The organism is Limnohabitans sp. YIMB22184, from assembly GCF_048020265.1.
Classification (GTDB): domain Bacteria; phylum Pseudomonadota; class Gammaproteobacteria; order Burkholderiales; family Burkholderiaceae_C; genus Limnohabitans_A.
The window spans coordinates 1,442,089-1,467,153 of record NZ_CP171843.1 but is presented as its reverse complement, the minus strand read 5'-3'; the positions used below and the strand labels follow the sequence as shown (position 1 = coordinate 1,467,153).

The window sequence follows — 25,065 nt, the reverse complement described above, 5'->3', positions numbered from 1 at the left end:
GAGCCATCATGCGCATGACCCACGGCATGGCCGTCTGGACCATGGTGGGCGTGACCGCCCTCTGGTCCATGGCCGGGGTGGTCACGCGGCACCTGGAACAAGCCCGCAGCTTCGAAGTCACCTTCTGGCGCAGCTTTTTCACCGTGCTGTCCTTGCTGGTCATCTTGCCTTTGTGGCAGGGCAAAAGCGTCTGGTCGCGGCTGCCATGGCGCAGCCCTTATTTTTGGTTCTCCGGCCTGTGCTGGAGCGTCATGTTCACGGCCTTCATGGTGGCGCTCACCCTGACGGCCGTGGCCAATGTGCTCATCACCATGGCCGTGGGTCCCTTGCTCACCGCCTTGATCACCCGCGTGTTTTTGGGACATCGCCTGCCTGCCCGCACTTGGCTGGCCATTTTGTTGGCGGGTATCGGCATCGGCTGGATGTACGGTTCGCAGCTGAGCCTGGGCGATCCGAATTTTCTGATCGGTTCCTTGGTGGCGCTGTGTGTGCCCCTGGCGGGTTCGGTGCAATGGACGCTGGTCCAGAAAAGCCAGAGCGAAGGCCAGAACCTGGACCTCGTGCCCTCGGTTTTGCTCGGGGCCATCCTGTCCACCTTATTGACTTTGCCCTTGTCCGTGCCGTTCCAGGCTTCGGCCCACGATGTGGGTTTGTTGGCCATCCTGGGGTTGTTCCAGTTGGCCATTCCCTGCGCTTTGTCGGTGGTGTGTGCCCGCGTGCTCAAGGCGCCTGAGGTGGCCTTGCTGGCCTTGCTCGAAATTGTTTTTGGTATTGCACTGGCGTGGTGGGGTGCCAATGAAGCCCCCCAGTTGAGCGTACTTTTGGGAGGCTCCCTGGTTTTGGGGGCCTTGCTTCTCAATGAATGGTTAGGCTGGAGACAAAACAATGTCTGATGTCATCGCGCAAATCGAAGGCCGCATCGGCTGCATCACTCTGAACCGCCCCAAGGCGCTCAACGCCTTGTCGCTCGACATGGTGCGGGCCTTGACCCGGGCTTTGCGCGACTGGCAAACCAACGACCAAGTGTTGGCCGTGGCCGTGCGCGGCACCGGCAAGGAAGGGCCGTTTGGCGCATTTTGCGCAGGCGGTGATATCCGTTTTTTCCATCAGGCAGCGCACGCAGGTGATGCGTCGCTGGGTGACTTTTTCACCGAAGAGTACCGCCTGAACCACCTGATCCACACCTACAGCAAACCCTACATCGCCTTCATGGACGGCATCGTCATGGGCGGTGGCATGGGCATCAGCCAGGGCGCCAGCGTGCGTGTGGTGACTGAGCGCACCAAGATGGCCATGCCCGAAACCAACATCGGCCTGTTTCCGGATGTGGGTGGCGGTTATTTCCTGAGCCGTTGCCCGGGGCGTCTTGGCGAGTACCTGGGCCTGACAGGGCAGATGCTGAGCGGGGCGCAAGCCGTGGCCGCCAAATTGGCCGACATCGCACTGCCCAGCGGTATGCTGGAGCCGATCTGGCAAACCTTGATCAGCAGCCCCTTTGAGAACGCCGAGTCGGTGGAGCGCTGGGTGTTGGCCCAAGCCGGTGCATTGACGCCAGAAAAGCTCGCGCCTCAACCGCAAATTGACGAGGTGTTTGGCTTGCCCTCAGTGGCAGACATGTTGAGCCGATTGGAATCAGCGTCCGATGAATGGAGCCAGAAAACGGCCCACGCCTTGCGTCACCGCTCGCCCTTGATGCTGCACGTGGTGCTCGAACAAATCCGCCGCGCCCGCCAAATGAGCCTGGCCGATGACCTGCGCATGGAGCGCGACATGGTGCACCACTGTTTCCACCTGCGCTCGGTGGCGGACAGTGATACGGTGGAAGGCATCCGTGCCTTGGCCGTCGACAAGGACCACAGCCCCAACTGGAAACCGGCCCGTGTGGAAGAGGTGGATGTGTCTGAGGCGGCGCGTTTCTTTGTGAGCCCTTGGCCCTCCGACCACCACCCGCTGCGGGACTTGAGCTGAACGCTTGAGCTTTGGCTTTCAGCGGTCGCGGTGGCGGCTTTTCATGGCGCGTTCGACCTCGCGCTTGCCTTCGCGGTCCTTGATGGTGTCGCGCTTGTCGTGCTCAGCCTTGCCCTTGGCCAGAGCGATGTCGCATTTGACCTTGCCTGACTTCCAGTGCAAATTGATCGGCACCAGGGTGTAACCCTTTTGCTCGATCTTGCCGATCAGCCGTTTGATCTCTTCCTTGTTCAGCAGCAGCTTGCGCGTGCGTGCGGCTTCGGGGTTGATGTGTGTCGACGCAGTTTTGAGTGGGTTGATCAGGCAACCAATGATGAACAGCTCGCCGTTGCGGATGACCACGTAACCGTCGGTCAGCTGGACCTTGCCTTCACGGATGGCCTTGACCTCCCAGCCTTCCAACACCATGCCAGCCTCGTAGCGTTCTTCAAAAAAATAGTCGAACGACGCTTTTTTGTTCTCGGCGATCTTGGCAAAGGTGGGGGCAGCGGGGGACTTTTTGGTGGTGGCCATGTGGAACAGATAAGGACGGCACAGCCTTTCGCAAGGGTGTGCAGCCGGGCGAAGCGCCTGCAGGCGCGTCGAAAAACTACAATCGCTGCATTGTATGAAGAATATCCACAAGTCCGTTCTGATCTGGTACTCGCCAGAAGAAATGTTTCGCCTCGTGACCGACGTGGCGCGTTACCCCGAGTTTTTGCCCTGGTGTGACCGCGCCAGCGTGCTCGAAACCGATGCGCAAGGCATGGTGGCCGAAGTGGGCATCAGCCTGGGCGGCCTGCAGCAAACCTTCACCACCCGCAACACCCACGAAGAAGGCCGATCGGTCGGCATGAGCCTGGTCAAAGGCCCGTTTTCCAACCTCAGCGGCATGTGGCGCTTCACGCCCGTGGGCGACGGCACGCAACGCGCGTGCAAAGTCGAGCTGGATTTGCAATACGGCTTTTCCAGCAAGACCCTGGCGGCGCTCGTGGGCCCAGTCTTCGACAAGATCGCGGCCAGCTTGGTCGATGCGTTTGTGAAACGCGCCGAAGCGGTTTATGGCTGAGCCCATGCTGCGTGTTGTCTTGTGCTGGAGCCTTGCGCCACGGCATGTCCATGAGATGAGTTTGCAAGTGCCTGAGGGCAGCACCGTGCAGGACGTGCTGGAGCAGGGCGTGGCGCAGTGCCTGCAAGACAAGCCTTCAAGCGACAGCGCCTCCTTGTCATCGCTCCAGTTTCAACAACCCGGCATCTGGGGCAAAAAAGTGCCTTGGACGCAGGTGGTGCAAGAGGGTGACCGCATCGAGCTGTACCGCCCACTCAAGGTCGACCCCAAAGTCGCACGCCGCCAGCGCTTCAAGCGCCAGGGCAAAGGCCGCACAGGCTTGTTTGCCAAGCGCAAAAGCGGCTCTGCTGCGGGGTATTGACACACCATGCAAGCCCTTTTGAACGCCATCGCCCAGATGGAAATCACCGTCGATGCCCACCGGGTGTTCCATGGCCGTGGCGGTTTGTACCCCGGTTGCGAACATTGGACGCTGGACTGGTTCGCGCCCGTGTGGGTTTTGACCAGCTTCAAACCCGTGAGCGAAGACGAGCTGGCCCTGTGCCACCAGGCCCTGGCGCAGCGCTGGGAAACCCTGGCCCCTGGCGAGCCGCTCAATTGGGTGTTCCAGTGCCGAGCACCCGGTGAAGCACAAACCCGCCTCATGGCCGGCAGCGTGCCTGAGCCGCATGTGGTGACCGAGCAGGGCGCCCAGTACCTGGTGCATGTGATGCGCGGGCAAAACCATGGCCTGTTTCTGGACATGGCCAACGGCCGTGAATGGCTCAAAAGCCACGCTTTGCACGAAAACATCCTCAACTTGTTCGCCTACACCTGCGCGTTTTCCGTTGTGGCGCTGCAGGGTGGGGCGGCGCAAGTGGTCAACCTCGACATGAGCCAGGGCGCCCTGGCCGTGGGCCAGCAAAACCACCGCCTGAACGACCTGCCCGCAAAAGCCCGTTTCTTGGGCCACGACATCTTCAAGACCTGGGGCAAGATCAACAAAATGGGGCCTTATGGCGTGATCGTGATCGATCCGCCCAGTTACCAAAAGGGCAGCTTCATCGCCACCAAGGACTACATCAAGCTGATCCGCCGGCTGCCCGATTTGCTCGAACCCCAAGGGCATGTGCTGTTGTGCCTGAACGCGCCCGAGCTGGACACGGCTTTTTTGCATGCCCAGGTGGCCGAAGCCGCGCCCGGACTGCGTTTTGTCGAGCGCTTGGCCAATCCGGCGGCTTTTGCCGACATCGACCCGGAAAAGTCACTCAAAGTGCTGCATTACCAAAACGCCTGACTGCGCAGAAGGCCCAGGTAGGCCCTGTTTTTTGCGTTTTGGGCAGGGAAATCCCTTGGCGGGCACGGGTACAATCCATTTTTTGGAGCCTTAGCTTATGCGCCTACTCGGTAAAGCCCTTACTTTCGACGACGTTCTCCTCGTCCCCGCTTACTCCCAAGTCTTGCCCAAGGACACGTCGCTCGCGACACAATTCACCCGCAACATCCGCCTGAACCTGCCCCTGGTGTCTGCTGCCATGGACACCGTGACCGAAGCGCGTTTGGCGATTGCCATCGCGCAAGAAGGCGGCATTGGCATCGTGCACAAAAACCTCACCGCGCAAGAGCAAGCCGCCCAAGTGGCCAAGGTCAAGCGCTACGAGTCCGGCGTGCTGCGCGACCCGGTCGTCATCACCCCCGACACCACCGTGCGCCAGGTCATGGCCTTGTCAGACGAATTGGGCGTCTCGGGCTTTCCCGTGTGCGACGGCGGCAAGGTGGTCGGCATCGTGACGGGCCGCGATTTGCGTTTTGAAACCCGCTACGACCAAAAGGTCAGCGAGATCATGACGCCGCGCGAGCGACTGGTGACCGTGCCCGAAGGCACCACACCCGAGCAAGCCAAGGCGCTGCTCAACAAACACAAACTCGAACGCCTGCTGGTGGTGAACGACGCCTTTGAACTCAAGGGCCTGATCACCGTCAAGGACATCACCAAGCAGCTGAACTTCCCCAACGCTGCCCGCGATGGAGCAGGAAAGCTGCGCGTGGGCGCGGCGGTGGGCGTGGGCGAGGGCACCGAAGAGCGCGTGGAAGCGCTGTCGCGCGCAGGCGTGGACGCCATTGTCGTGGACACCGCGCATGGTCACAGCAAAGGTGTGCTCGACCGCGTGCGCTGGGTCAAGCAAAACTACCCGCACATCGAAGTCATTGGCGGCAACATCGCCACAGGCGCTGCGGCTTTGGCCCTGGTTGAGGCGGGTGCCGACGGTGTCAAGGTCGGCATCGGCCCCGGCTCGATCTGCACCACCCGCATCGTGGCGGGCGTGGGTGTGCCGCAAATCATGGCGGTGGACAGCGTGGCCACGGCCCTCAAAGGCACAGGCGTGCCCTTGATCGCTGACGGCGGCATCCGCTACAGCGGCGACATCGCCAAGGCGATTGCCGCAGGCGCAGGCACCGTGATGATGGGCGGCATGTTTGCAGGCACCGAAGAAGCGCCCGGCGAAGTCATCCTGTTCCAGGGCCGCAGCTACAAGAGCTACCGCGGCATGGGCTCGATCGGCGCCATGCAGCAAGGCAGTGCCGACCGCTATTTCCAGGAGTCGAGTACCGGCAACCCCAACGCCGACAAACTGGTGCCCGAAGGCATCGAAGGCCGCGTGCCCTACAAGGGCTCGGTCGTCGCCATCATTTACCAGATGGCGGGCGGCTTGCGGGCCAGCATGGGCTACTGCGGTTGCGCCACTATCAAGGACATGCACGAGCGTGCCGAGTTTGTCGAGATCACCGCCGCGGGCATCCGCGAAAGCCATGTGCACGACGTGCAGATCACCAAGGAAGCCCCGAACTACCGGGCTGATTAAAATCCGTCTCTGACCTCCAAGGCGTCTGCAACCCAGACGCCTTTTCATTTCTCAAAGAACGACGCTTGCCATGCAGCACTCCAAAATCCTGATCCTCGACTTCGGCTCGCAAGTCACCCAGTTGATTGCCCGCCGCGTGCGCGAAGCGCATGTGTTTTGCGAAGTGCATCCTTGCGACGTGAGCAGTGAATGGGTGCGCGAGTACGCCAAGGACGGCAACCTCAAGGGCGTCATCCTGTCGGGCTCGCACGCCAGCGTGTACGAGGTGGACGACCGCGCCCCCGATGCGGTGTTCGAGCTGGGGGTTCCGGTCTTGGGCATTTGCTATGGCATGCAAACCATGGCGCAGCAGTTGGGTGGCAAGGTCGAAGCCGGTCATACCCGTGAGTTTGGTTATGCCGAAGTCCGCGCCCACGGCCACACCGAACTGCTCAAGGGGATCGAAGACTTCGCCACGCCCGAAGGCCACGGCATGCTCAAGGTCTGGATGAGCCACGGCGACAAGGTCACGGCCATGCCCCCCGGCTTCAAGGTCATGGCCTCGACCCCGGCTTGCCCCATCGCAGGCATGGCCGATGAATCGCGCCATTTCTATGCGGTGCAGTTCCACCCCGAAGTCACCCACACCGTGCAGGGCCAGGCGCTGCTCAACCGTTTTGTGCTCGACATTTGCAAGGCCCGCCCCGACTGGATCATGGGCGATTACATCGAAGAAGCTGTGGCCAAAATCCGCGAGCAGGTCGGTGACGAAGAAGTCATCCTTGGCCTGTCCGGCGGTGTGGACTCGTCCGTGGCCGCTGCGTTGATCCACCGCGCCATCGGCGACAAGCTGACCTGCGTGTTTGTGGACCACGGCCTGCTGCGCCTCAATGAAGGTGACATGGTCATGGACATGTTTGTCGGCAAGCTGCACGCGCACGTCATCCGCGTGGATGCCAGCGATCTGTTCCTGGGCAAGCTGGCGGGCGTGAGCGAGCCCGAAGCCAAACGCAAGATCATTGGCGGTTTGTTTGTCGATGTATTCAAGGAGCAGGCCGCAAAACTCAAGGCGGGCGATGGTGGCCACAAAGGCGCGACCTTCCTGGCCCAAGGCACGATTTACCCCGACGTGATCGAGTCCGGCGGCGCCAAGAGCAAGAAGGCTGTCACCATCAAGAGCCACCACAACGTGGGTGGCTTGCCCGAGCAGCTGGGCCTGAAACTGCTGGAGCCGCTGCGCGAACTGTTCAAGGACGAAGTGCGCGAACTCGGCGTGGCCCTGGGCTTGCCGCGTGAAATGGTCTACCGCCACCCCTTCCCAGGCCCAGGCCTGGGTGTGCGTATTCTGGGCGAAGTGAAAAAGGAATACGCCGACCTGCTGCGCCGCGCCGACGCGATCTTCATCGAAGAACTGCGCAACTTCACCGACGAAGCCACTGGAAAGTCTTGGTACGACCTGACCAGCCAGGCTTTCACCGTGTTCTTGCCCGTGAAGAGCGTGGGCGTGATGGGCGATGGCCGCACCTACGACTACGTGGTGGCCTTGCGCGCTGTGCAAACCAGCGACTTCATGACCGCCGACTGGGCCGAGTTGCCGTATGCCCTGCTCAAGAAAGTGTCGGGTCGCATCATCAACGAGGTGCGCGGCATCAACCGGGTCACCTACGACGTGTCGAGCAAACCGCCTGCGACGATTGAATGGGAATGAAACAGAATCGGTTTGCACCGTTCAAATACGTTCTGCAAACCGGCGATTCCTCAATAGAATCAACAGCTTAAGTGTCTGTGGCGTTCAAGGTCGTTCAACAGTCACAAAATTAGGTTGGCGGTAAAACAGGCGGTAGATTCGCGGTGCCTCGAACCCGCCCGAGAAAATACCGTCAGGCTCTTCTGACGGTAAACGGCGGCAACAAAAGGAGCCGCCGTGCTGTTTGAATCCCATACCGATGTTGTTGAGTCCACCCCCACCGTCGCCCCCGCAAAGGCCCGCTCCAAGGCGGGCCTGACTGATACAGCGCTCAAAGCGCTGAAGCCCCAAGCAAAGGCTTACAAGGTCTCTGACGGTAAAGGCCTGTACGTCATGGTTTTACCTTCGGGAACCAAGACCTTTAGGCTGGATTACCGTCTGACCGGTGCTGACGGTAAAACGAACCGCGAAACCCTGACCATCGGGCGATACGAGCCCGACACCAAGAGCCGCTCCCAGGAACAACTCGATGCGCTGGACTATGGCGCCGTGGTTTCCCTGGCCGACGCCCGTGCGCTGCGTGACCGTGCCAGCCGTCAGGTGAAGGCGGGCGAGTCGCCCTCGAAGGCCAAGGTGCAGAAGCGCACCGAGAATGCAGAAGCCGACACGTTCGGCACCTGGGTCCAGCTCTACTTCGAGTTCAAGGCCGACCCCAAGAGCGGTGACGAGCAGCTCGCCGATTCCACGCTCGAGCTGCGCAAGTCTGTCTACCGTCGCCTGCTGGAGAAGCCGCTGGGCAAGAAGCGCCTGGACGAGATCAAGCCGCTGGCGCTGGCCGAGCTGTTCAAGACCATCAAAGCAGAGCGCGGCCCAGGCCCCGCAGTCCACGCTCGCGAGCTGGCCCTGCTGGTTTACCGTCATGCAATCGGCAACGGTATGCCCGTGGTCAACCCGGTCGACTCGATTCAGCGCAGCTCGATCGCCACATTCAAAGTCCGCGAGCGCAACCTCAACCGCCGCGAGATCAAGACGTTCTTGGACGCCCTGCAGGTCACGCCGACCATGCCCACGCTGCGCATGGCGCTCAATTTCATGCTGCTGACGATGGTGCGCAAAGGCGAGTTCATCGGTGCCACTTGGAAGGAGATCGACTGGGAGCGCTCGACCTGGACGATCCCAAAAGAGCGCATGAAGGCCGACCGCGAGCACATCGTGCCGCTGTCTGAGCAGGCGCTCGACATCCTGACCACGCTGCGGTCTTGCTTCCCGTCCAGCCAGTACCTGCACCCGGGCCGCTACGACAGCGACATCCCGATCAGCAACGCCACGCTGAACCGCGTGATCGACGCAGCCGTCAAGGTGATCAACGACGAGCTGGCGCCCGACGCCGAGCAGTTCGACTCGTTCTCCGTGCATGATCTGCGGCGCACCGCGTCGACGCGTCTGAATGAAGCCATGTTCCCCGAGGCGCTGGTCGAGGCCTGCCTGGCCCACCAGAAAAAAGACCAGGTCGCTGCCGCTTACAACCACGCGAAGCACATTGGTCCGCGCCGTGCGCTGATGCAGGGCTGGGCCGACATGATCGGCTGCTGGGTGAAGGGTGAGAGCGCCAGGGAGGTTATCGTTGCAACCAAGGCCAAGATTGACGCGGCCGCACATGACGACTCGGAGATTGATCTGTGAACCGTACCGAAGCCCGCGCGCTTTGGCAGCGCATTGCTGCCGGTGACCTCGAGCACCTCGATCGGGTCGACCCCGTCGACCTGCATGCATGGGTGCGCCAGGTTGCCAAGCAATTGCTTGATGCCGACGACGAGGCAGACGCTGGCAAGCGCCCGGGCCGCGTTCTGGCGGCCGTTGGGCTCAGTGGCAAGGCCGATGCCTACGCAGCCTTGCGCGAGCTCGTGGACGATCCCAGATGGGACTTCCCGCTGCTGAGTGAGGGCGGTGCTGCCGAGGAGACACGCGCCCAGCTCGTGCGGCAGATGGTCGAATTGGCCCGCGTGCAAGGCCTGCTGCGCGGCGTCTACGCAGAGGACGACAAGCAGGCAACTGACCTGATCCGCAAATTGGTGCTCAAGCAAATCTAGACTTTCTTCGGTTCACGCGCCGGTTCTCGGTGCATAAAGTTCGTGTCGTTCAACCACTTTCAAGAACGACATGACCACCATCAGACGCACCCTCCGACGCCCCGCAATGCTGGCCAAAACCGGCCTCTCGCGGACCACGGCCTACAACCTCGAGAAGGCTGGCGACTTCCCCAAACATTTCATGCTTACGCCGCGATGCGCGGTCTGGGACGAGGCCGAGCTTGAAGCGTGGTTAGAGAGCCGCCGTCAGACCGCGCTGCCCAGCGTGGCGGGTCCAGACCACACGCTGCGCCAGAACTTCCCTGGCCGCGGCAAGGCTAAGGTCGGCATGGGAGTGCGGGCATGATCACCGACAACGCCGAGATCGCCGCCGCGCTCACAGAGACCCAGGCACTGTTGAGCCTGGTAGCCGACAAGCTGGTGGCCGACGCGCTACCGGCCCACGAGCTCTTCACCCTCCACGTCACCGTGTGCATGGCCATGAACCGGCTGAACGCCTGTCACGACGTGCTGTACGCCACCCAGGGCGCGCCGCTGGTGGCGCATGCATCTGGGGCTGTGCAATGAGCGCCGCCATAACCAGCAAGGACTTCGCCACGCTGCGTGCAGCGGCGGCGCTGCAGGGCTACAGGATCGTGCGCAGCGACTCGGTGGACGGCACGGTGGTCTATTGCCTGGAGCGTTTTGGGCTGGTGCGCGAGATGCAACCGGCGCAGTTGATCGAAATGTTTTCGACTGAGGCGGTACAGCCATGAGCGGCAAGCTGAAGACGCCCACGCTGACGATCACGCGTTTCAAGGGTACGAAAGATAATTCTGGCATCCGGCGCGACATCAGCTGGGCCAAGCTCGGCGACGTACTGAGCAGCCCCAACGAAGCGGCCGACATCGACAGTCTGCCGCTGATCAAGTTCTCAGAGTTGCCCAATAACTCGCGGGCCAAGGGGACGCAGCCGATCAACATGACGGCAGTGGTAGGCGACTACGACGGCGGTCAGGTTTCTGTCGCAGAAGCTGTCGCCATGCTGTCGGAGACCGGGATCTCGGCCATGGTGTACACAACCCGACGACACCGGCCCGAGGCACCGCGCTGGCGCGTCGTGGCGCAGCTCACAGCCCCATTGTCCACAAGCGAGTACATCGACCACCTCGATGCCCTGAACGGCGCGCTGGGCGGCATCCTCGCCCCAGAGAGCTGGGAACAGACGCGTTGCTATTTTTACGGCAAGGTCGAGGGCGTCGACTACAACTTCGAGCAAGTGGTCGGGCTGCCGATCGACTCCAAGGTGGTCGGCAGCATCGACTGGTCCCCGGTCGGCAAGCCTGGCGCTGTTGAATCGAAGAAGCCCGCCGTTGCTGATCACCAGGTGCTTGAGGAAGACCGCGACTTTGAGCGCACCATCACCATCAACAAGGTCACCGACCTCACGCTGCACGAACTGTACTTTGCGCTGGAGGCAATCAAGGATCGGGCCGAAGAGCGGGGCGCCTGGAATGAGACCTTCCTCGCGATGGCGTCACTCAAAGGCACAGAGCACGAATCGCAGGCCCGGGCCATGACAGAGACCTGGTGCCAGAAGCACAGTGCGAAGTGGTGCGAGAAGGAGGACGACGCGACCAAGTGGGACCGCGAAAACAGCCGCGACATCACCTACACATCAGTGTTTTCTTGGGCCGATGATGCTGACCGACGCATTGGTGTTTTCGGCACTGCCCGGGGCTGGCGCGCTCTGGCAAGTGCTGCGCTGGTGGAAACAGAGGCCGCCGCGCTCGGCACCAACGTCCTGTCGTTCGCTGACTTCTGCAGCGCCATGGAGCCACCGCGCTACGTCTGGCACCGCGTCCTGCAGACCGGGTGCCTGTACGCACTCACGGCCAAATGGGGCCACGGCAAGACCGCCCTTATGCTCTCGGTTGCCATGCACGTTGCCGTTGGCCGTGAGCTTGGCGGTCACGCGGTCGACAGGCAGCGTGTCTTGTACTTGTGCGGCGAGAACCCCGAGGACGTGAAGCTGCGCGCCAGGGCTGCGGCGCTGAAGTTCGACATCAGCCCCAGCGAGCTGGACGGCCAGATCTACTTCACGCGCCGACCGTTCTCGCTCGATGACCCGATCCAGCTCAAACGCTTCCTTAAGGACGCGGCCAAGTTCGGCACCTTCGGCATGGTGGTGATCGACACCGGCCCGGCGCACTCGTCAGCGGAGGAGGAGAACGACAACCGCGAGATGCACAAGCTGGCCATGGCCATGCGCGACTTGATGGTACCGCTGGGCAACCCGGCCACGGTAGCGCTGATGCACCCCACCAAGGAGGCAACACGCGACAACCTGCAGCCACGCGGCGGCGGCGCATTCTCAGGATCAATCGACGGCGAACTGTGCGCCTGGCAGGAACACGGGCAGGTCCAGTTCTTCCACCGCACCAAGTTTCGTGGACCTGGCTTCGAGCCGATGTGGTTTGCGCTGGAGCGGTTCGAGTTGCCTGGCATGCAGGACAACTTCGGCGAGCCAGTGATCACTGTCCTGGCCGTGCAGACACACACCGACGCAGTGAATCGCCCGGCACGGGTCAAGCCGCTGACCGGGGCGCAGGCAATCGCGCACAAGGCCCTCGACGCCGCCTTGTCCGATCTCAAGACAAGCGAGTTCGTATCAAAGGCCTTCGGCGCAGAGGCGGGCGCCGCGCTTAACTGCCTACCACCCGAAGCCGCCGTCAACCTGGATGCTTGGCGCGCTATGACCTACGACATGGGCATTTCAGATGGCGACGGCGAGGCCAAGAAGAAAGCGTTCAAGCGGGCCCGTCAAAAGCTGGTGGAGATTGGCTTGGTCAAGGTTTGGAAGGACATGTGCTGGATGCGAGGTGCAGCATGAATGTGCTAACAGCAGCGGGGGGACAAGGGGGACACGAGGGGGACATGTCCCGCCGTGTCCCTGCCAGAAGGGGGACGGACAGGGACAAGTTCCTTAGGACTTGTCCTTGTCCCCCTGGGTGACCGCTGTTGGCAATGTGCATTGAGGTTGGGGAAAAAGGCGGGGGTTGTGCTTGGAGCTTTTCACGCTGCTGGTGCAGGGGGATTCGACGTGTTGAGCCCAGCCAATGCGCCGAGTGCGCGTGGGGCGCGGAAATGATCAAGCTCGTCAAATGCAACCTAGCAGGGCTGCCGATAGTGGAGGACAACCACGCGTGCAAGTATCCCGACGATCTGGTCGCGCAGGCCCGGCACCTGTACGACCAAGGCATGATGTTGAAGGCGATCTCTGCAGAACTGGGCCCCTGCTTTCAAACGATCCACGACTGGGTGAAGAGCCGTCGGCGCAAGCCCCCCGTGCGGGTCATCGCAAGGCGAGTTCGTTCCGAATCATTCGTTACCGATCATCAATCAAGTCAGAAACACATTTCTTATCAACTGGTTATTTTGGACCTCATCAACTGATACCGACAAATTAACCGTCATCAAATAGAGATGCTCCCATCAAACAGTCAAAACCCGTTGAACCTCGTGATAGATTTCGGCAAATACAAAGGCCGAACCATTGCGAGAATCGCTGAGCAGGACCCACGGTACCTCATGTGGATTGGCTCATTGCCTGCAGTGCGGCGTCGTAGCCTTTTATGGTCAAGCGTCCGCGGGCACTTGCTGAAAATTCTGCAAGATGAATTGACTCGAGAACGCTTCGGAGACCTCGCATTGAATCGCCCCGGGTTTCGTGGAGGCCAGTTGGTTTAAGTTGAGACCTCGGTCTCGTGCTTCCCGGCTAGCTGCCGGTAGTAGTTCACCTCAGCTTCAGCCGGTGGAATATACCCAATCGAGCTCAGCAGTCGGTGGTGGTTGAACCAAGCCACCCATTCCAGGGTTGCCAGTTCCAGTGCCTCCTTGGTTTTCCAGGGTGCACGGCGGTGTATCAATTCGGCCTTGTACAGCCCATTGATCGTCTCGGCCAGCGCGTTGTCGTAGCTGTCGCCACGGCTGCCCACCGATGGCTCTATCCCAGCTTGGGCCAGGCGTTCGGTGTAGAGAATGGAAACATATTGAGACCCCCTGTCCGAGTGATGTATCAATGCATCTGAGCGTTCAGGTTGTCTGTCGAACAAGGCTTGCTCCAGGGCATCCAACACAAAGTCAGTACGCATCGAACTGCTCACCCGCCAGCCCACGATGCGCCGTGCAAACACGTCGATCACAAAGGCCACGTATTGCCAGCCCTGCCAGGTGCTGACATAGGTGAAGTCCGACACCCACAGTTGGTTTGGACGCTCTGCTTTGAACTGGCGATTGACCCGGTCCAGCGGGCATGGCGCGGCTTTGTCCGAGACGGTGGTTTGCACGACCTTGCCCCGGCGAACGCCGTGCAATCCCATGCGCTTCATGAGCCGCTCGACCGTGCAGCGCGCCACCTTGGTTCCTTCACGATTCATCTGGTGCCAGACCTTGTCTGCGCCGTAGACCTGCATATTGGCCTGCCAGACGGCTTGGATTTGCGGGATCAGGGCTTCATCGCGTTTGGTCCGGGCGCAAAGCAGCTCGGGCTTGCGTTGGCGGGCAGCATGGCACCTGTAGCCAGAAGGGGCGATTTGCAGCACGTTGCAAATCGGCTCGACCCCGTAGGCGTGACGGTTTTGATCAACAAAGTCCCTTAAGACTTGAGTCGGCGGTCGAGCTCCGCCTGGGCAAAAAAAGCGCTCGCCAGTTTGAGGATTTCGTTGGCTTTGCGCAGTTCCTTGACTTCGCGTTCGAGGTCTGGCATTCCCCCAAATCAGTAGACAAATAATGATGTCAAAACTGAAGAGGAGCCATGCAAATGCAACGAACGAAATATGCCGCCGAGTTCAAGTCCGAGGCGGTCAAACAAGTCATCGATAAAGGGCACCCAGTCGTCGATGTGGCCAAGCGGCTTGGAATTCCCGAGGGGGTTCTGTACAGCTGGGTCAACAAGTTCAAAAAGTCAGACGCACCCCAGTCAGGTGACCTCAAGGCGCTGCAAGCCGAGATGGTCAAGATCAAAGCTGAACTCAGGCGAACCATAGAGGAGCGCGACATCCTAAAAAAGGCCGCAGCGTACTTTGCCAAGCAGTCCGGGTGAAGTACGCGTTCATGCAGGCACACCATCGCCAGTTTCGTCTCACCAGCATGTGTCGCGTCCTGAAAGTGCACCGCAGCGGCTATTACGCCTGGCTGCGTGAGCCATTGTCAGCGCGGGCTAAAGCCAATGAAAAGTTGACCACGCAGATTCGGGAGTTTTATGAGCAAAGCATGGGCATCTATGGCAGCCCCCGCATCTTCTGTGACCTCAAGGAAGCGGGCGTGGCGTGTAGCGAAAACCGTGTTGCGCGGTTAATGCGTGCAGCCCAGATCAAATCGGTGCGGGGTTACAAGCGGCCCAGGTACAAGGTGGGTAAGCCTGCCCAAGTGGCGCCCAATCAACTGGAACGGCAATTCCAGCATGACGAGCCAGACCATGCGTGGGTCACGGACATCACCTACATCCGCACGCATGAGGGCTGGTTGTATTTGGCGGCTGTGCTGGACTTGCACTCGCGTGCAGTCGTTGGCTGGAGCATGGGATCGCGCATGCAAACGAGCTTGGTGCTGGACGCTTTGACGATGGCGGTGTGGCGCAGAAAGCCAAAGGACTCGGTGATCATTCATTCGGATCAAGGCAGTCAATTTGGCAGTGACGAATTCAATCGCTGGTGCAAAGACAACCGATTGAGCCCCAGTATGAGCCGTAGGGGCAACTGTTGGGATAACGCGGTGGCTGAATCGTTCTTCAGCAGTTTGAAGAGTGAACAGATCAAAAAGCGGATTTACCAAACCAGGGCTGAAGCCAAGTCAGAAATCTTCGATTACATCGAGGGTTTCTACAATCGAGTTCGACGCCACAAGCATCTCGATCAACTCAGCCCTCATGAGTTCGAGCGTCAGCGTCAAACTGCGCTATGAAAAGTGTCTATAGGTTTGGGGGAATGCCAGTCTTTGATGCGGGCGCGCTCATCAGAGCTGACGCCATCGCGCATGCCTTCGTCAACCTCGTGCTGGCGAACCCAGTCGTTGAGGGTTTGCGGCACACACCCGATCTTGGGGGCAATGGACTCAATGGTGGCCCAAAGCGATGGGTACTCGCCTCGGTGTTCGAGCACCATTCGAACAGCGCGCTCGCGCACCTCGGGTGAAAAACGGTTTGATTTCTTGCTCATGGCTCCATCTTCTCAAAGTGTGGAGCCTCCTCAAAACCCGGGGCGATTCAGTACCTTCGGCGATTTCTTTGACGAGTACCAGGTCGAGTGCAGCTCATCCAAGGCCAACCGCATGCGCACCCTTGCCTTGATGGTGTGCGGCAGAGTGGTGGCTGCAAGTGCATTTGCAACTGTAATTAAACTTCAAATTTCTGAGGCTGCTGAGGCACTGTAATAAAAGGGGGGATCATGAGTTCATATGCCATCAAAATCGAAAACTGTAACAGCATAGAAAAGGCTGAAATCACAATTTCTCAAGGGGCGTTGAATATAAAGTATGGTCCCAACGGTTTGGGGAAAAGTACTATTGCGCGCGCAATAGTCGCCTCAGTGGCAAACAATGGCACGCTCCAGAATTTGAAGCCGTTCAAGTATCGGAGTCTGGCTGGTCAGCATGAGCCTGCAGTGAGCGGGACCGAGAATATTGGATCGGTCTTGGTTTTTGACGACTCCTATGTTTCTCAATTTGCTTTCCAGCGTGATGAAGTTCTGAAGAACAGCTTTGATATCTTCATTAAGACCGATACGTTTAAAGCCGCAATGCAAGAGATAGAAGGCCTTCTTGCGGGCATCAAATCCGCCTTTGATGGAAACGAGGCGCTAAGCAGTGCAATATCGGATTTGAAAGAAGTTCGCGATGCCTTTGGGGTTACAAAGTCCGGTGCCCTTTCAAAATCCAGCAAGGGCTATAAGGCATTTGGCTCAGGCAATAAGATTGAAAATATTCCACTGCAGCTTAAGCCGTTTGAGGCATTCATCAAGAGCGAGCAGCCTGCCAATTGGATTGCATGGCAGGCAAAGGGGAATGCGTTTTTGGACTTGTCTGATAACTGCCCATATTGCGCTTCAGATCTGAAAGAGCCTGAGAAGAAAAACACAGCCAAACAGGTTGCCAAAGAATATGACTCAAAAACCATTGAGCATTTAAATTCGCTTCAAGCAATCATCAATCGACTTGGTAAATACTTTGAGCAGTCATGTCGAGAAAGTTTGGAGAAAATCACCAAATCCAAGATCGAGCTATCGCCAGAAGAAACAAATTTCTTAAGTGCTCTTCGCGGAGATGTTGAGACCCTAATGGCGAAACTTGAAGGGCTTCGGTCAATATCCTTCTTTGCGCTTCGTGATGTGGATAAAATCGAAGATGAAATTGCGAAGTTGAAGGTCGATCTGGGCTTACTTGCAAAGCTGAACTCCGCAGATACTAAAGCTGTTGTTGATCCTATAAATGAAAAACTCCAAGAGCTTATAGGTAGAGTTGGGGAACTAAAAGGCAAGATCAATAAACACAAGAGTCAGATAGAAAAGTCCATCGTTGAGAACCAGAAAAGCATCAATGGATTTTTGAAGTCAGCAGGCTACAAATACGGTGTGGTTATCAAACCAGAGGCCGATTCCTACAAGATGAAGCTGGTTCATAAAGATTTCAATGAGCATCTTGAATCGGCCGCGCAGCATTTGAGTTATGGTGAAAAGAATGCTTTTGCGCTTGTCTTGTTCATGCACCAAGTTCTAAGTGAAAAGCCGGGGCTTGCGGTTTTGGATGATCCTGTTTCCAGTTTTGACAAGACGAAGAAATTTGCCATTCTGAATGAGCTTTTTCGCGGGAAGGCGAGCCTGCGCAACACCACCGTTCTCATGCTTACCCACGACATTGAGCCTGCGATTGATGTCATTCGAGTCAAGAGAGAAATATTTAATGAGCCAAAGCCTACGGCGTATTTTTTGGCGTCAAAGAATGGGATTGTTACGGAGACGGAAATAAGGGGGTCCGATATCCAGACTTTTTCTCAGATTTGCGCGGAAAACATCAGAGGTTTGTCTGACGAAATAATTAAGTGCATTTATTTGAGGCGCAATTTTGAGATTTTGAATGATCTCGGCGCAGAGTACAACTATCTTGCAAATCTTTTGCATGCAAGGGCAACTCCGACTCGTAAAGCCGATGCTGGAGATGTGGATATGACGGCCGAAGAAGTTGGTGTGGCGGTTGCAGGCATTAGGGCGTTCATTCCAGATTTTGACTACGGTGCGATCCTTGCAATTATCAACGATAAGTCGGAAATGAAGCGCCGATTCCAAGGGGCGAATGTCGGGTATGACAAGTTGCAGTTATTCCGAATTTACAAACAGGTTCATCGCCCAGCCTATGATGGTGACGATATTCTTGAAAAATTTGTGAATGAATCGTTCCACATTGAAAATGAGTATGTCATGCAGCTCAATCCGCACAAGTTTGATAACGTTCTAGAATATGTTGTGCAAGAATGTGACCGGGTGATTTCAGAGAGCTAGCGCCTACGTCTTGTATGAAGTAAGGTCGAGAGTCCTTCCGTAGTTAACAAAAAATTTTCTTGAACATGGTATTTTTCATGGCATCACCAATGACCGTTGACTCTAAAGCATTGATTTGCAATGAAAAAATGTTCTCGTTTACAACTGAGTGGGAATGATCCCCTGAAGCCCTGACCGGAGGTTGACCATGAAAGTTCAAGCTTTTCGAGGCCTCAACATCCTGCTCTGGATCTTGGCGGCTTTAACGCCCTCATGGGCGCAAGACCGGTCTTCGGTCATCACTTCCGAGAAACACGCTTTCCGCGTGGTGACCTTACTGCCCGGGCTGGAGAACCCCTGGTCGGTGGCGTTTTTGCCCGATGGCCGCATGTTGGTCACCGAGCGGGCGGGACGTTTGCGTTTGGTAGGGTCAGATTTCCGTTTGGCCCCTCAACCCATTGAGGGCCTGCCGGAGATTCTCGAGCGCGGGCAGGGCGGTTTGTTTGATGTGGTGCTGCACCCGCAATATGCGCAAAACGGCTGGATCTATTGGGCTTACAACGCGCCCGGCCCTGGCGGTTGGGGCACGGCCTTGGCCCGGGGCAAATTGCAAGGCCAGCGCATGACCGAGGTTCAGGTGCTGTTCAGCATGCAGCCCAAAACCCGTTCCAGCCAGCATTTCGGTGGGCGCATTGTGTTCGACAAAGCCGGGACGCTTTACCTGACCTTGGGTGACCGGGGCGACAAGGACCGTGCGCAAAAGCTGGATGACCATGCCGGCTCGGTCATCCGATTGCATGACGACGGTCGCGTGCCTGCCGACAACCCCTTCACCCAACGGGCCGGGGCCTTGCCCGAAAAATGGACTTTGGGCAACCGCAACATGCAAGGCGCGGCCCTGCACCCCCAAACCGGTGAGCTCTGGACACACGAGCACGGGCCGCAAGGCGGTGATGAGGTCAACGTGATGCGCTCGGGCCTCAATTACGGCTGGCCCGTGATCACCTATGGGGTCAACTACGGTCTGGGCACGCGCATTGGCGAGGGTCAGAGCAAACCCGGCATGGTGCAGCCTTTGCATGTGTGGGTGCCGTCGATTGCGCCTTCTGGCATGGCTTTTGTGAGCGGCTCGCAGTTTCCTCAATGGCAGGGCGATTTGCTGGTGGGGGCCTTGCGCGGCCAAATGCTGGTGCGACTGGTGCTTGACGGCGAGAAAGTGCTGCGCGAAGAGCGTTTGCTGCAAGGCCGGGTGGGCCGCATCCGCGATGTGCGCATGGGGCCGGATGGCTTCATTTATTTACTGAGCGACGGCCCCGACGGGGCCTTGATGCGGCTGGAGCCGGTCAAGCCCTGAGTGCAAGGTCTGTGCCTGGCAATTTGGTAACCTCAGCGCACCATGTACCTCCCCCAACAATTCCACCACACCGATCCTGCCATTGCGCAGCGCATCATGCGCGAACACCCCTTGGCGTCCATCGTGTCGGTGGGGGTCGACGGTTTCCCGGTGCTCAGCCACATCCCGGTGCACTGGCAAGCGGCTTCGCTGTGGCCCGATGGCCTGCAGTCTGAACACGGCGTTTTGCTGGGGCATTGCGCCCGCGCCAACCCGCAGGCGCAGTTGCTGGCCTCGCAGCCGCAAGCTTTGGTGAGTTTCATGGGGCCACAGGCCTACATGTCGCCCAGTGTTTATTCTGAAAAGCAACGCGTGCCCACCTGGACTTATCTGGCGGTGCAGGCCAAGGTGCGCACGCACATCATCGATCCGCACGAAGAGCGCGACCGTTTGCTCAAATGCCTCATTGCCGAGCATGAGCCGTCTTATGCGCAGCAGTGGCGCGACTTGCCCGAGACCTACACCGGGGCGATGCTGAACGGCATTGTGGCGTTCGAGATGCAGATCACCGATTTGCAGTGCGCGGTGAAGCTCAACCAGCACCGGCCCGAAGCCCATGCCGCCATGCACGCTGCTTATGCGCAAGGCACAGAGCAAACCCAAGCACTGGCCCGTTGGATGCAAGACCTGGGACTCGTGCCATGAGCCAGGGTGGAGTTGACGGAAAGCAAGCCCCTTATTTGAGCGATGAGCAAGGCATGCGCCTGGCTTTGGCGCAAGCCGGTCTGGCTGCTGCGGCGGGTGAGGTACCCGTGGGCGCGGTGGTCGTCAAGAACGGCCAAGTCATCGCTACAGGCCGCAACGCCCCGATTGCCAGCCACGACCCGACGGCGCACGCCGAGGTGGTGGCGCTGCGCGAAGCGGCCCTAGTCTTGGGCAATTACCGGCTCGACGGCTGTACGCTGTATGTGACTCTGGAGCCTTGCGCCATGTGCAGCGGGGCCATGCTGCACGCCCGGGTGGACCGAGTGGTGTTTGGCGCAGCCGACCCGCGCACGGGCGTGGCCGGCTCGGTGCTCAACCTGTTTGGCCACCCGCAGCTGAACCACCAGACGCAGGCCACGGGCGGTGTGCTGGCCGAAGAATGCGGCCAGTTGCTCAAGGACTTTTTCAAACCCCGCCGCGTGAATGCCGACCCGGTGCGCGAAGACGCTTTGCGCACACCCGATGCCGCGTTTGCCGGTTTGCCGGATTACCCCTGGCAGCCGCACTATGTGAACGATCTGCCCAGCATCGCCGGGCTGCGCATGCATGTCCTGGATGAGGGCCCGAAGGACGCGCCGGTCACCTGGCTGTGCCTGCACGGCAATCCGGCATGGAGTTACCTCTACCGCAAGATGATCCCGGTCTGGCTGGCGGCGGGGCACCGCGTGGTGGCCCCTGACCTGATCGGCTTTGGCAAGAGCGACAAGCCCAAGAAGGACAGTTTTCACCAGTTTGAAACGCATCGCCAGTCTCTGCTGGATTTAATTGAGCGGCTCGATTTGCAGCGCGTGGTGTTGGTGGTGCAGGACTGGGGGGGTATTCTGGGCCTGACTTTGCCCATGGCCGCGCCCGAGCGTTACAAGGGCCTGCTGGTCATGAACACCACCTTGGCCACGGGCGATGTGCCGCTGAGTGCGGGCTTTCTGGCCTGGCGCGATTGGTGCCAAAGCCAGCCGCTGTTTGACGTGGGCAAGCTGTTCAAGCGCGGCAACCCCGGCATGAGCCCCCAAGAGACGGCGGCCTACAACGCACCGTTTCCGGACAAGGGCTACCGTGCCGCGCTTCGGGCCTTTCCGCCCATGGTGCCGGAGTTCGCCGATTCGCCCGGCGCGGCCGTGTCGCGCCAAGCCCAGGCCTTTTGGCGCGATGACTGGCAAGGTCAAACATTCATGGCCATTGGCCAGCAAGACCCGGTGCTGGGCGAGCCCGTGATGCGCCAGTTGCAAAGCCAGATCAGGGGCTGCCCCGAGCCTATGTTGCTGCCCGATGCGGGCCATTTTGTGCAGGAGCAGGGCAGGTCGATTGCCGAAGCGGCTGTGCGACACTTCAAGCCCTGAAAAAGAACACAGCCCATGGCCCATATTTACATTTTTTCCCCCTCCAGCGCGGTGCGCGACAAAGCGGCTTTTCGGCGGGGCGTGAAGCGCCTGCAAGCCCAAGGTCACGAGGTGGAGGTCGACGATGCGGCGCTGGCCAGCCACATGCGTTTTGCAGGCGATGATGCCACGCGCATCGCGGCCATCAGCCGCGCTGCGGCCAGTGGTGCCAACGTGGCGCTGATTTCGCGTGGCGGCTACGGCCTCACCCGCATACTGCCTGCCTTGCCCTACAAACAGATCGCCAAAGCGATCGATGGCGGCATGCAGTTTGTGGGCCTGAGCGATTTCACGGCCTTCAACCAGGCCGTGTACGCCAAGACCGGGCGCATCAGCTGGCAGGGCCCGGCGCTGGGCGAAGACTTCGGTTCAAGCGAAGAGCCCGACGACATCATGCAGGCCTGCTTTGACGACCTGCTGCTGAAGCAGGGCGAAGGCACAGGCTGGCAACTCCCCAAAGCCGAGGCCGCGCGCCGTGTTCTGGTGAAAGACGCGCCGCTGTGGGGCGGCAACCTGACGGTGCTCACTTCGCTGCTGGGCACACCGTATTTTCCGCAAGTGAAGGGCGGCGTGTTGTTCCTCGAAGACGTGGGCGAGCACCCTTACCGCATCGAACGCATGCTCACGCAGCTGCTGCATGCAGGCGTGCTGGCCCAGCAAAAGGCTGTGCTGTTCGGCCAATTCACCAACTACAAACTGGTGCCTGCGCACGACAAAGGCTTCAAGCTGACCACCGTGGTCGACTGGCTGCGCAGCCAGATCAAGGCACCTGTGCTCACGGGGCTGCCCTTTGGCCATGTCGAGACCAAGGTGTTGCTGCCTGTGGGTGCCAAGGTGGACCTTGTCACCGAAGGGCGTGACGCGCTGATGGTTTGGGGCCATATTTAAAAGGCGCTGCCAGGTCCAGCTGTTTTCTGGCCTGAGGACGCTGAGGTCGGTGGCGGCACCGACGCTTTCAAAATGATGGAGACAAGCATGAAATGGATCGCAAGAATCCTGTTGGTGGCCGTGGTCGCCCTTTTGGCGGCAGGTGGGGCCCTCAGTGTCCATTTGCTGCGCGGCATGCCCCAACTCGATGGCGAAATTTCGCTCCAGGGCCTGTCCGGCCCGGTTCAGATCACCCGTGACGCTTCGGATGTGACCCACATCAATGCCAGCAACGCCTTGGACGCTTGGCGTGCCATCGGCTTTGTGCATGCGCAGGAGCGCGGCTGGCAAATGGCGTTCAACCGGCGTGTCATGCGCGGCGAGTTGTCTGAAATTTTGGGCAAGGCCACGCTGGACACCGACAAGCTGATGCGCACGCTGGGCATCATCGGCATGGCCCAGCAGCAATTGAAAGGCCTGTCGCCAGCCACCCAGGCCGCCTTGCAGGCTTACAGCGAGGGCATTCAGACCGCTTGGCAAAGTGGCGCAGTGCGTCCTTCGCCCGAATTCAAATTGCTGGGCACCCAGGCAAGCGGTGCCGATGGCCAAGCCTGGATGCCCGAAGACAGTGTGGGCTGGGCCCTGATGATGGCCCTGGACTTGGGCGGCAACTGGGGCCAGGAGTTTGCCCGCTTGTCGGCGGGCCAGGTCCTGAGCAACGAACAACTGTGGCAGCTCTTGCCCGCTTACCCCGGAGAGAAACCAGCCACGGCGGTGGACTTGCCCGCTATGTACCGGGGATTGGGCGTTTATGTATCCTCAGGAGGCAAAACCGCCTCTGCGCAAGTTCCCATCACCCCTCTGGCCCAATGGTCGGCCGACTGGGTGCGCGACATGGGCATTCTGGAAGGCAAAGGCAGCAACAACTGGGTGGTGCCAGGTAGCCGCACCGTCTCGGGCAAACCCCTTTTGGCCAATGATCCGCATTTGGCCCTGAGTTCTCCGGCCATCTGGTACTACGCCCACCTCCAAGCCCCGGCGGGTGAATTGCCCGGCGGCCACAAACACCCCGCGCTGGACGTGATCGGTGCCACTTTGCCAGGTTTGCCCTTTGTGGTGCTGGGCCGTACTCAGGGCGTGGCCTGGAGTTTCACCAACACCGGCCCCGATGTGCAGGACTTGTACCTGGAGCAACTTGACGCGGGCCGACCCGGCCACTACCGCACGCCCGAAGGCTGGGCCGCTTTCGCAGAGCGCAGCGAAACCATCCGGGTCAAAGGACAGGCCGATGTCGCGCTCAAGGTGCGCAGCACCCGCCATGGCCCGGTCATCAGCGATGTGCAGCCGCAATACCAAGGCCTGATCGAAGCGAGCCGCTATGCCGTCAGCCTGCGCTGGTCGGCGCTCACGCCCGACAACAAAACCATCGAAGCCGGGATGCAAGCCAACTGGGCGCAAACCGTGCCCCAACTGCAAGACGCCTTTGCCGAGCACCATGCGCCCATGCAAAGCGTGGTGATGGCCGATACCTTAGGTCAAGTAGCCTACAAAGCGGTGGGCAAAGTGCCTGTTCGCGCTGCCCAAAACGACATCCGCGGCGTGGCCCCTGCGCCAGGCTGGCTGGCGCAATACGACTGGACGGGTTGGTTGCCCTACGCGCAAAACCCGGCGGTGGATGCGGCCCAGATCGAGAAAAGGGGTTGGCACGCTACCGCGAACCAGAACATCCTACCGCCCGGTTATGCCCATTTTGTGGGTGGTGACTGGACGACCCCCGAGCGCTTTGAGCGCATCGAGCAGTTGCTGGCGGCCACGCCTCGCCACAGCCTGCAAAGCATGCAGGCCATCCAGAACGATGTGCTGTCCCTGGGGGCCAAAAACTTGCAGGCCAAGCTGGGTCAAGTCAGTTCACAACATCCCTTGGCCCCGGCGGCTTTGAAGCTGTTGGCCGGCTTTGACGGCCAGATGCGCACCGACAGCGCTGCGGCTTTGGTGCTGAACGTCTGGGCCGATGAGCTGACGCGTGGCTTGTTGGTGCCGCATCTGGGGGCCGAACGCTTTCAGGCGCTGTACGGCAAGCGCCATTTCAGGGCCGCTGTGGAAGGGATTTTGGACCGCTCTGACGCGTTTTGGTGTGGCCCGGCCGGTTGCCCCGCGCAAGTGAGTTCGGCGCTTACGCGAGCGCTCGACCGCATCGCAGCCAGCCAAGGTCGTGACGTGAAGGCGTGGCGTTGGGGGGCTTGGCACCCGGCCATCAGCAGCCACAAGCCCTTTGGCAAGGTGCCTTACCTGAACGCCTTGTTCGATGTGCGGGTGGAAAGTGCCGGGGATTTGTTCACCGTGAATGTGGGTCAGTATTGGGCCAACGACAAGCAAGCGCCTTTTGCCAACCGGCATGCGGCCTCGATGCGGGCGGTGTACGACCTGAGTGAAGCGGGTCAATCGGTTTTCATTTACCAGACCGGCCAGTCGGGCCACGTTTTTGACCCGCGCAGCCGCAACATGGCAAGACTGTGGGCGCAAGGGGGTTACCTGGCTTTGCAGCAACAGCCAAAAGCCGCTTTGCACCACATGACCTTGCGGCCCTGAGACACTGGCC

At 59.7% G+C, this 25,065-nt stretch carries 23 protein-coding genes, 2 pseudogenes and 1 other annotated feature; of the genes and pseudogenes, 22 read left to right on the top strand and 3 right to left on the bottom strand.

Annotated elements, in window-relative coordinates:
• The first annotated feature begins 8 nt into the window (after positions 1 to 8).
• Together ACHEXL_RS06940 and ACHEXL_RS06935 are read left to right on the top strand one after the other, a co-directional pair.
• The gene (locus ACHEXL_RS06940) at positions 9 to 893 is read left to right on the top strand and encodes a DMT family transporter (RefSeq protein WP_416561235.1); all 885 of its coding nucleotides are present in this window, start codon (positions 9 to 11) and stop codon (positions 891 to 893) included.
• A complete protein-coding gene (locus tag ACHEXL_RS06935; RefSeq protein ID WP_416561234.1) occupies positions 886 to 1,968 on the top strand; it encodes an enoyl-CoA hydratase/isomerase family protein in 1,083 nt (360 codons plus the stop codon). The genes ACHEXL_RS06940 and ACHEXL_RS06935 overlap by 8 nt, the downstream gene beginning before the upstream one ends.
• An 18-nt stretch (positions 1,969 to 1,986) precedes the next feature.
• On the opposite strand, the gene smpB is transcribed toward ACHEXL_RS06935, so the two are convergent.
• Entirely contained in the window at positions 1,987 to 2,481 is a 495-nt protein-coding gene (smpB, locus tag ACHEXL_RS06930; RefSeq protein WP_416561233.1) for an SsrA-binding protein SmpB, read from the bottom strand.
• A gap of 94 nt (positions 2,482 to 2,575) precedes the next feature.
• On the opposite strand from smpB, the gene ACHEXL_RS06925 reads away from it, so the two are divergent.
• The 13 genes from ACHEXL_RS06925 (at position 2,576) to ACHEXL_RS06865 (ending at position 13,344) form a co-directional block, all read left to right on the top strand.
• Entirely contained in the window at positions 2,576 to 3,016 is a 441-nt protein-coding gene (locus ACHEXL_RS06925) for a type II toxin-antitoxin system RatA family toxin (protein WP_108426419.1), read from the top strand.
• A gap of 4 nt (positions 3,017 to 3,020) precedes the next feature.
• Entirely contained in the window at positions 3,021 to 3,377 is a 357-nt protein-coding gene (locus tag ACHEXL_RS06920; RefSeq protein ID WP_416561232.1) for an RnfH family protein, read from the top strand.
• 6 nt (positions 3,378 to 3,383) lie between these two features.
• Positions 3,384 to 4,292, top strand: coding sequence for a class I SAM-dependent methyltransferase (locus tag ACHEXL_RS06915; RefSeq protein WP_416561231.1), 909 nt, complete (start codon positions 3,384 to 3,386; stop codon positions 4,290 to 4,292).
• Between the two features lie 97 nt (positions 4,293 to 4,389).
• Entirely contained in the window at positions 4,390 to 5,859 is a 1,470-nt protein-coding gene (gene guaB, locus ACHEXL_RS06910; protein ID WP_416561230.1) for an IMP dehydrogenase, read from the top strand.
• A gap of 70 nt (positions 5,860 to 5,929) precedes the next feature.
• Positions 5,930 to 7,546, top strand: coding sequence for a glutamine-hydrolyzing GMP synthase (gene guaA, locus ACHEXL_RS06905; RefSeq protein WP_416561229.1), 1,617 nt, complete (start codon positions 5,930 to 5,932; stop codon positions 7,544 to 7,546).
• Between the two features lie 216 nt (positions 7,547 to 7,762).
• Positions 7,763 to 9,208 carry a tyrosine-type recombinase/integrase gene (locus ACHEXL_RS06900; RefSeq protein WP_416561228.1) on the top strand — a complete coding sequence of 482 codons (1,446 nt, stop codon included), beginning with the start codon at positions 7,763 to 7,765 and terminating at the stop codon, positions 9,206 to 9,208.
• Positions 9,205 to 9,615 carry a hypothetical protein gene (locus ACHEXL_RS06895; protein ID WP_416561227.1) on the top strand — a complete coding sequence of 137 codons (411 nt, stop codon included), beginning with the start codon at positions 9,205 to 9,207 and terminating at the stop codon, positions 9,613 to 9,615. Before ACHEXL_RS06900 ends, ACHEXL_RS06895 begins: the two co-directional genes overlap by 4 nt.
• 70 nt (positions 9,616 to 9,685) lie before the next feature.
• On the top strand, positions 9,686 to 9,961 hold the full coding sequence (locus ACHEXL_RS06890) for a helix-turn-helix transcriptional regulator (RefSeq protein ID WP_416561226.1): 276 nt from the start codon (positions 9,686 to 9,688) through the stop codon (positions 9,959 to 9,961).
• Positions 9,958 to 10,182, top strand: a complete 225-nt coding sequence (locus tag ACHEXL_RS06885) for a hypothetical protein (RefSeq protein ID WP_416561225.1) — start codon at positions 9,958 to 9,960, stop codon at positions 10,180 to 10,182. Before ACHEXL_RS06890 ends, ACHEXL_RS06885 begins: the two co-directional genes overlap by 4 nt.
• The gene (locus ACHEXL_RS06880) at positions 10,179 to 10,370 is read left to right on the top strand and encodes a hypothetical protein (RefSeq protein ID WP_416561224.1); all 192 of its coding nucleotides are present in this window, start codon (positions 10,179 to 10,181) and stop codon (positions 10,368 to 10,370) included. The genes ACHEXL_RS06885 and ACHEXL_RS06880 overlap by 4 nt, the downstream gene beginning before the upstream one ends.
• On the top strand, positions 10,367 to 12,487 hold the full coding sequence (locus tag ACHEXL_RS06875; RefSeq protein ID WP_416561223.1) for an AAA family ATPase: 2,121 nt from the start codon (positions 10,367 to 10,369) through the stop codon (positions 12,485 to 12,487). Before ACHEXL_RS06880 ends, ACHEXL_RS06875 begins: the two co-directional genes overlap by 4 nt.
• Before the next feature lie 254 nt (positions 12,488 to 12,741).
• Positions 12,742 to 13,050, top strand: a complete 309-nt coding sequence (locus ACHEXL_RS06870; RefSeq protein WP_416561222.1) for a hypothetical protein — start codon at positions 12,742 to 12,744, stop codon at positions 13,048 to 13,050.
• A gap of 30 nt (positions 13,051 to 13,080) precedes the next feature.
• The gene (locus ACHEXL_RS06865) at positions 13,081 to 13,344 is read left to right on the top strand and encodes a hypothetical protein (RefSeq protein ID WP_416561221.1); all 264 of its coding nucleotides are present in this window, start codon (positions 13,081 to 13,083) and stop codon (positions 13,342 to 13,344) included.
• Here ACHEXL_RS06865 and ACHEXL_RS06860 read toward each other — a convergent pair.
• Positions 13,341 to 14,353, bottom strand: a pseudogene (locus ACHEXL_RS06860) (IS3 family transposase); the annotation flags it as partial. The gene ACHEXL_RS06865 and the pseudogene ACHEXL_RS06860 overlap by 4 nt on opposite strands.
• Positions 14,181 to 14,297 (bottom strand) — a sequence feature (AL1L pseudoknot). Its footprint overlaps the pseudogene before it by 117 nt.
• A gap of 63 nt (positions 14,354 to 14,416) precedes the next feature.
• On the opposite strand from ACHEXL_RS06860, the gene ACHEXL_RS06855 reads away from it, so the two are divergent.
• Positions 14,417 to 15,558 (top strand): IS3 family transposase gene (locus ACHEXL_RS06855; protein WP_416561220.1). Its coding sequence is split into 2 segments (ribosomal slippage): positions 14,417 to 14,663 and positions 14,663 to 15,558, totalling 1,143 coding nucleotides; the frame shifts between segments, so codons are not numbered across the junction.
• A gap of 32 nt (positions 15,559 to 15,590) precedes the next feature.
• On the opposite strand, the pseudogene ACHEXL_RS06850 reads toward ACHEXL_RS06855, so the two are convergent.
• Positions 15,591 to 15,812, bottom strand: a pseudogene (locus tag ACHEXL_RS06850) (transposase); the annotation flags it as partial.
• A 228-nt stretch (positions 15,813 to 16,040) separates the two neighbouring features.
• Between ACHEXL_RS06850 and ACHEXL_RS06845 the strand changes: the two are divergent.
• The 6 genes from ACHEXL_RS06845 (at position 16,041) to ACHEXL_RS06820 (ending at position 25,055) form a co-directional block, all read left to right on the top strand.
• Positions 16,041 to 18,146 (top strand): AAA family ATPase, encoded by a 2,106-nt coding sequence (locus ACHEXL_RS06845; RefSeq protein ID WP_416561219.1) that lies wholly within the window; start codon positions 16,041 to 16,043, stop codon positions 18,144 to 18,146.
• 187 nt (positions 18,147 to 18,333) lie between these two features.
• Positions 18,334 to 19,479: a PQQ-dependent sugar dehydrogenase gene (locus ACHEXL_RS06840; RefSeq protein ID WP_416561218.1), complete on the top strand. Its 1,146-nt coding sequence runs from the start codon at positions 18,334 to 18,336 to the stop codon at positions 19,477 to 19,479.
• Between the two features lie 42 nt (positions 19,480 to 19,521).
• Positions 19,522 to 20,163 (top strand): FMN-binding negative transcriptional regulator, encoded by a 642-nt coding sequence (locus ACHEXL_RS06835; protein WP_416561217.1) that lies wholly within the window; start codon positions 19,522 to 19,524, stop codon positions 20,161 to 20,163.
• Positions 20,160 to 21,560, top strand: a complete 1,401-nt coding sequence (gene tadA / locus ACHEXL_RS06830) for a tRNA adenosine(34) deaminase TadA (RefSeq protein WP_416561216.1) — start codon at positions 20,160 to 20,162, stop codon at positions 21,558 to 21,560. The genes ACHEXL_RS06835 and tadA overlap by 4 nt, the downstream gene beginning before the upstream one ends.
• A 15-nt stretch (positions 21,561 to 21,575) precedes the next feature.
• The gene (locus ACHEXL_RS06825) at positions 21,576 to 22,487 is read left to right on the top strand and encodes an LD-carboxypeptidase (RefSeq protein WP_416561215.1); all 912 of its coding nucleotides are present in this window, start codon (positions 21,576 to 21,578) and stop codon (positions 22,485 to 22,487) included.
• 87 nt (positions 22,488 to 22,574) lie between these two features.
• The gene (locus tag ACHEXL_RS06820) at positions 22,575 to 25,055 is read left to right on the top strand and encodes a penicillin acylase family protein (RefSeq protein ID WP_416561214.1); all 2,481 of its coding nucleotides are present in this window, start codon (positions 22,575 to 22,577) and stop codon (positions 25,053 to 25,055) included.
• Positions 25,056 to 25,065 lie beyond the last annotated feature (10 nt).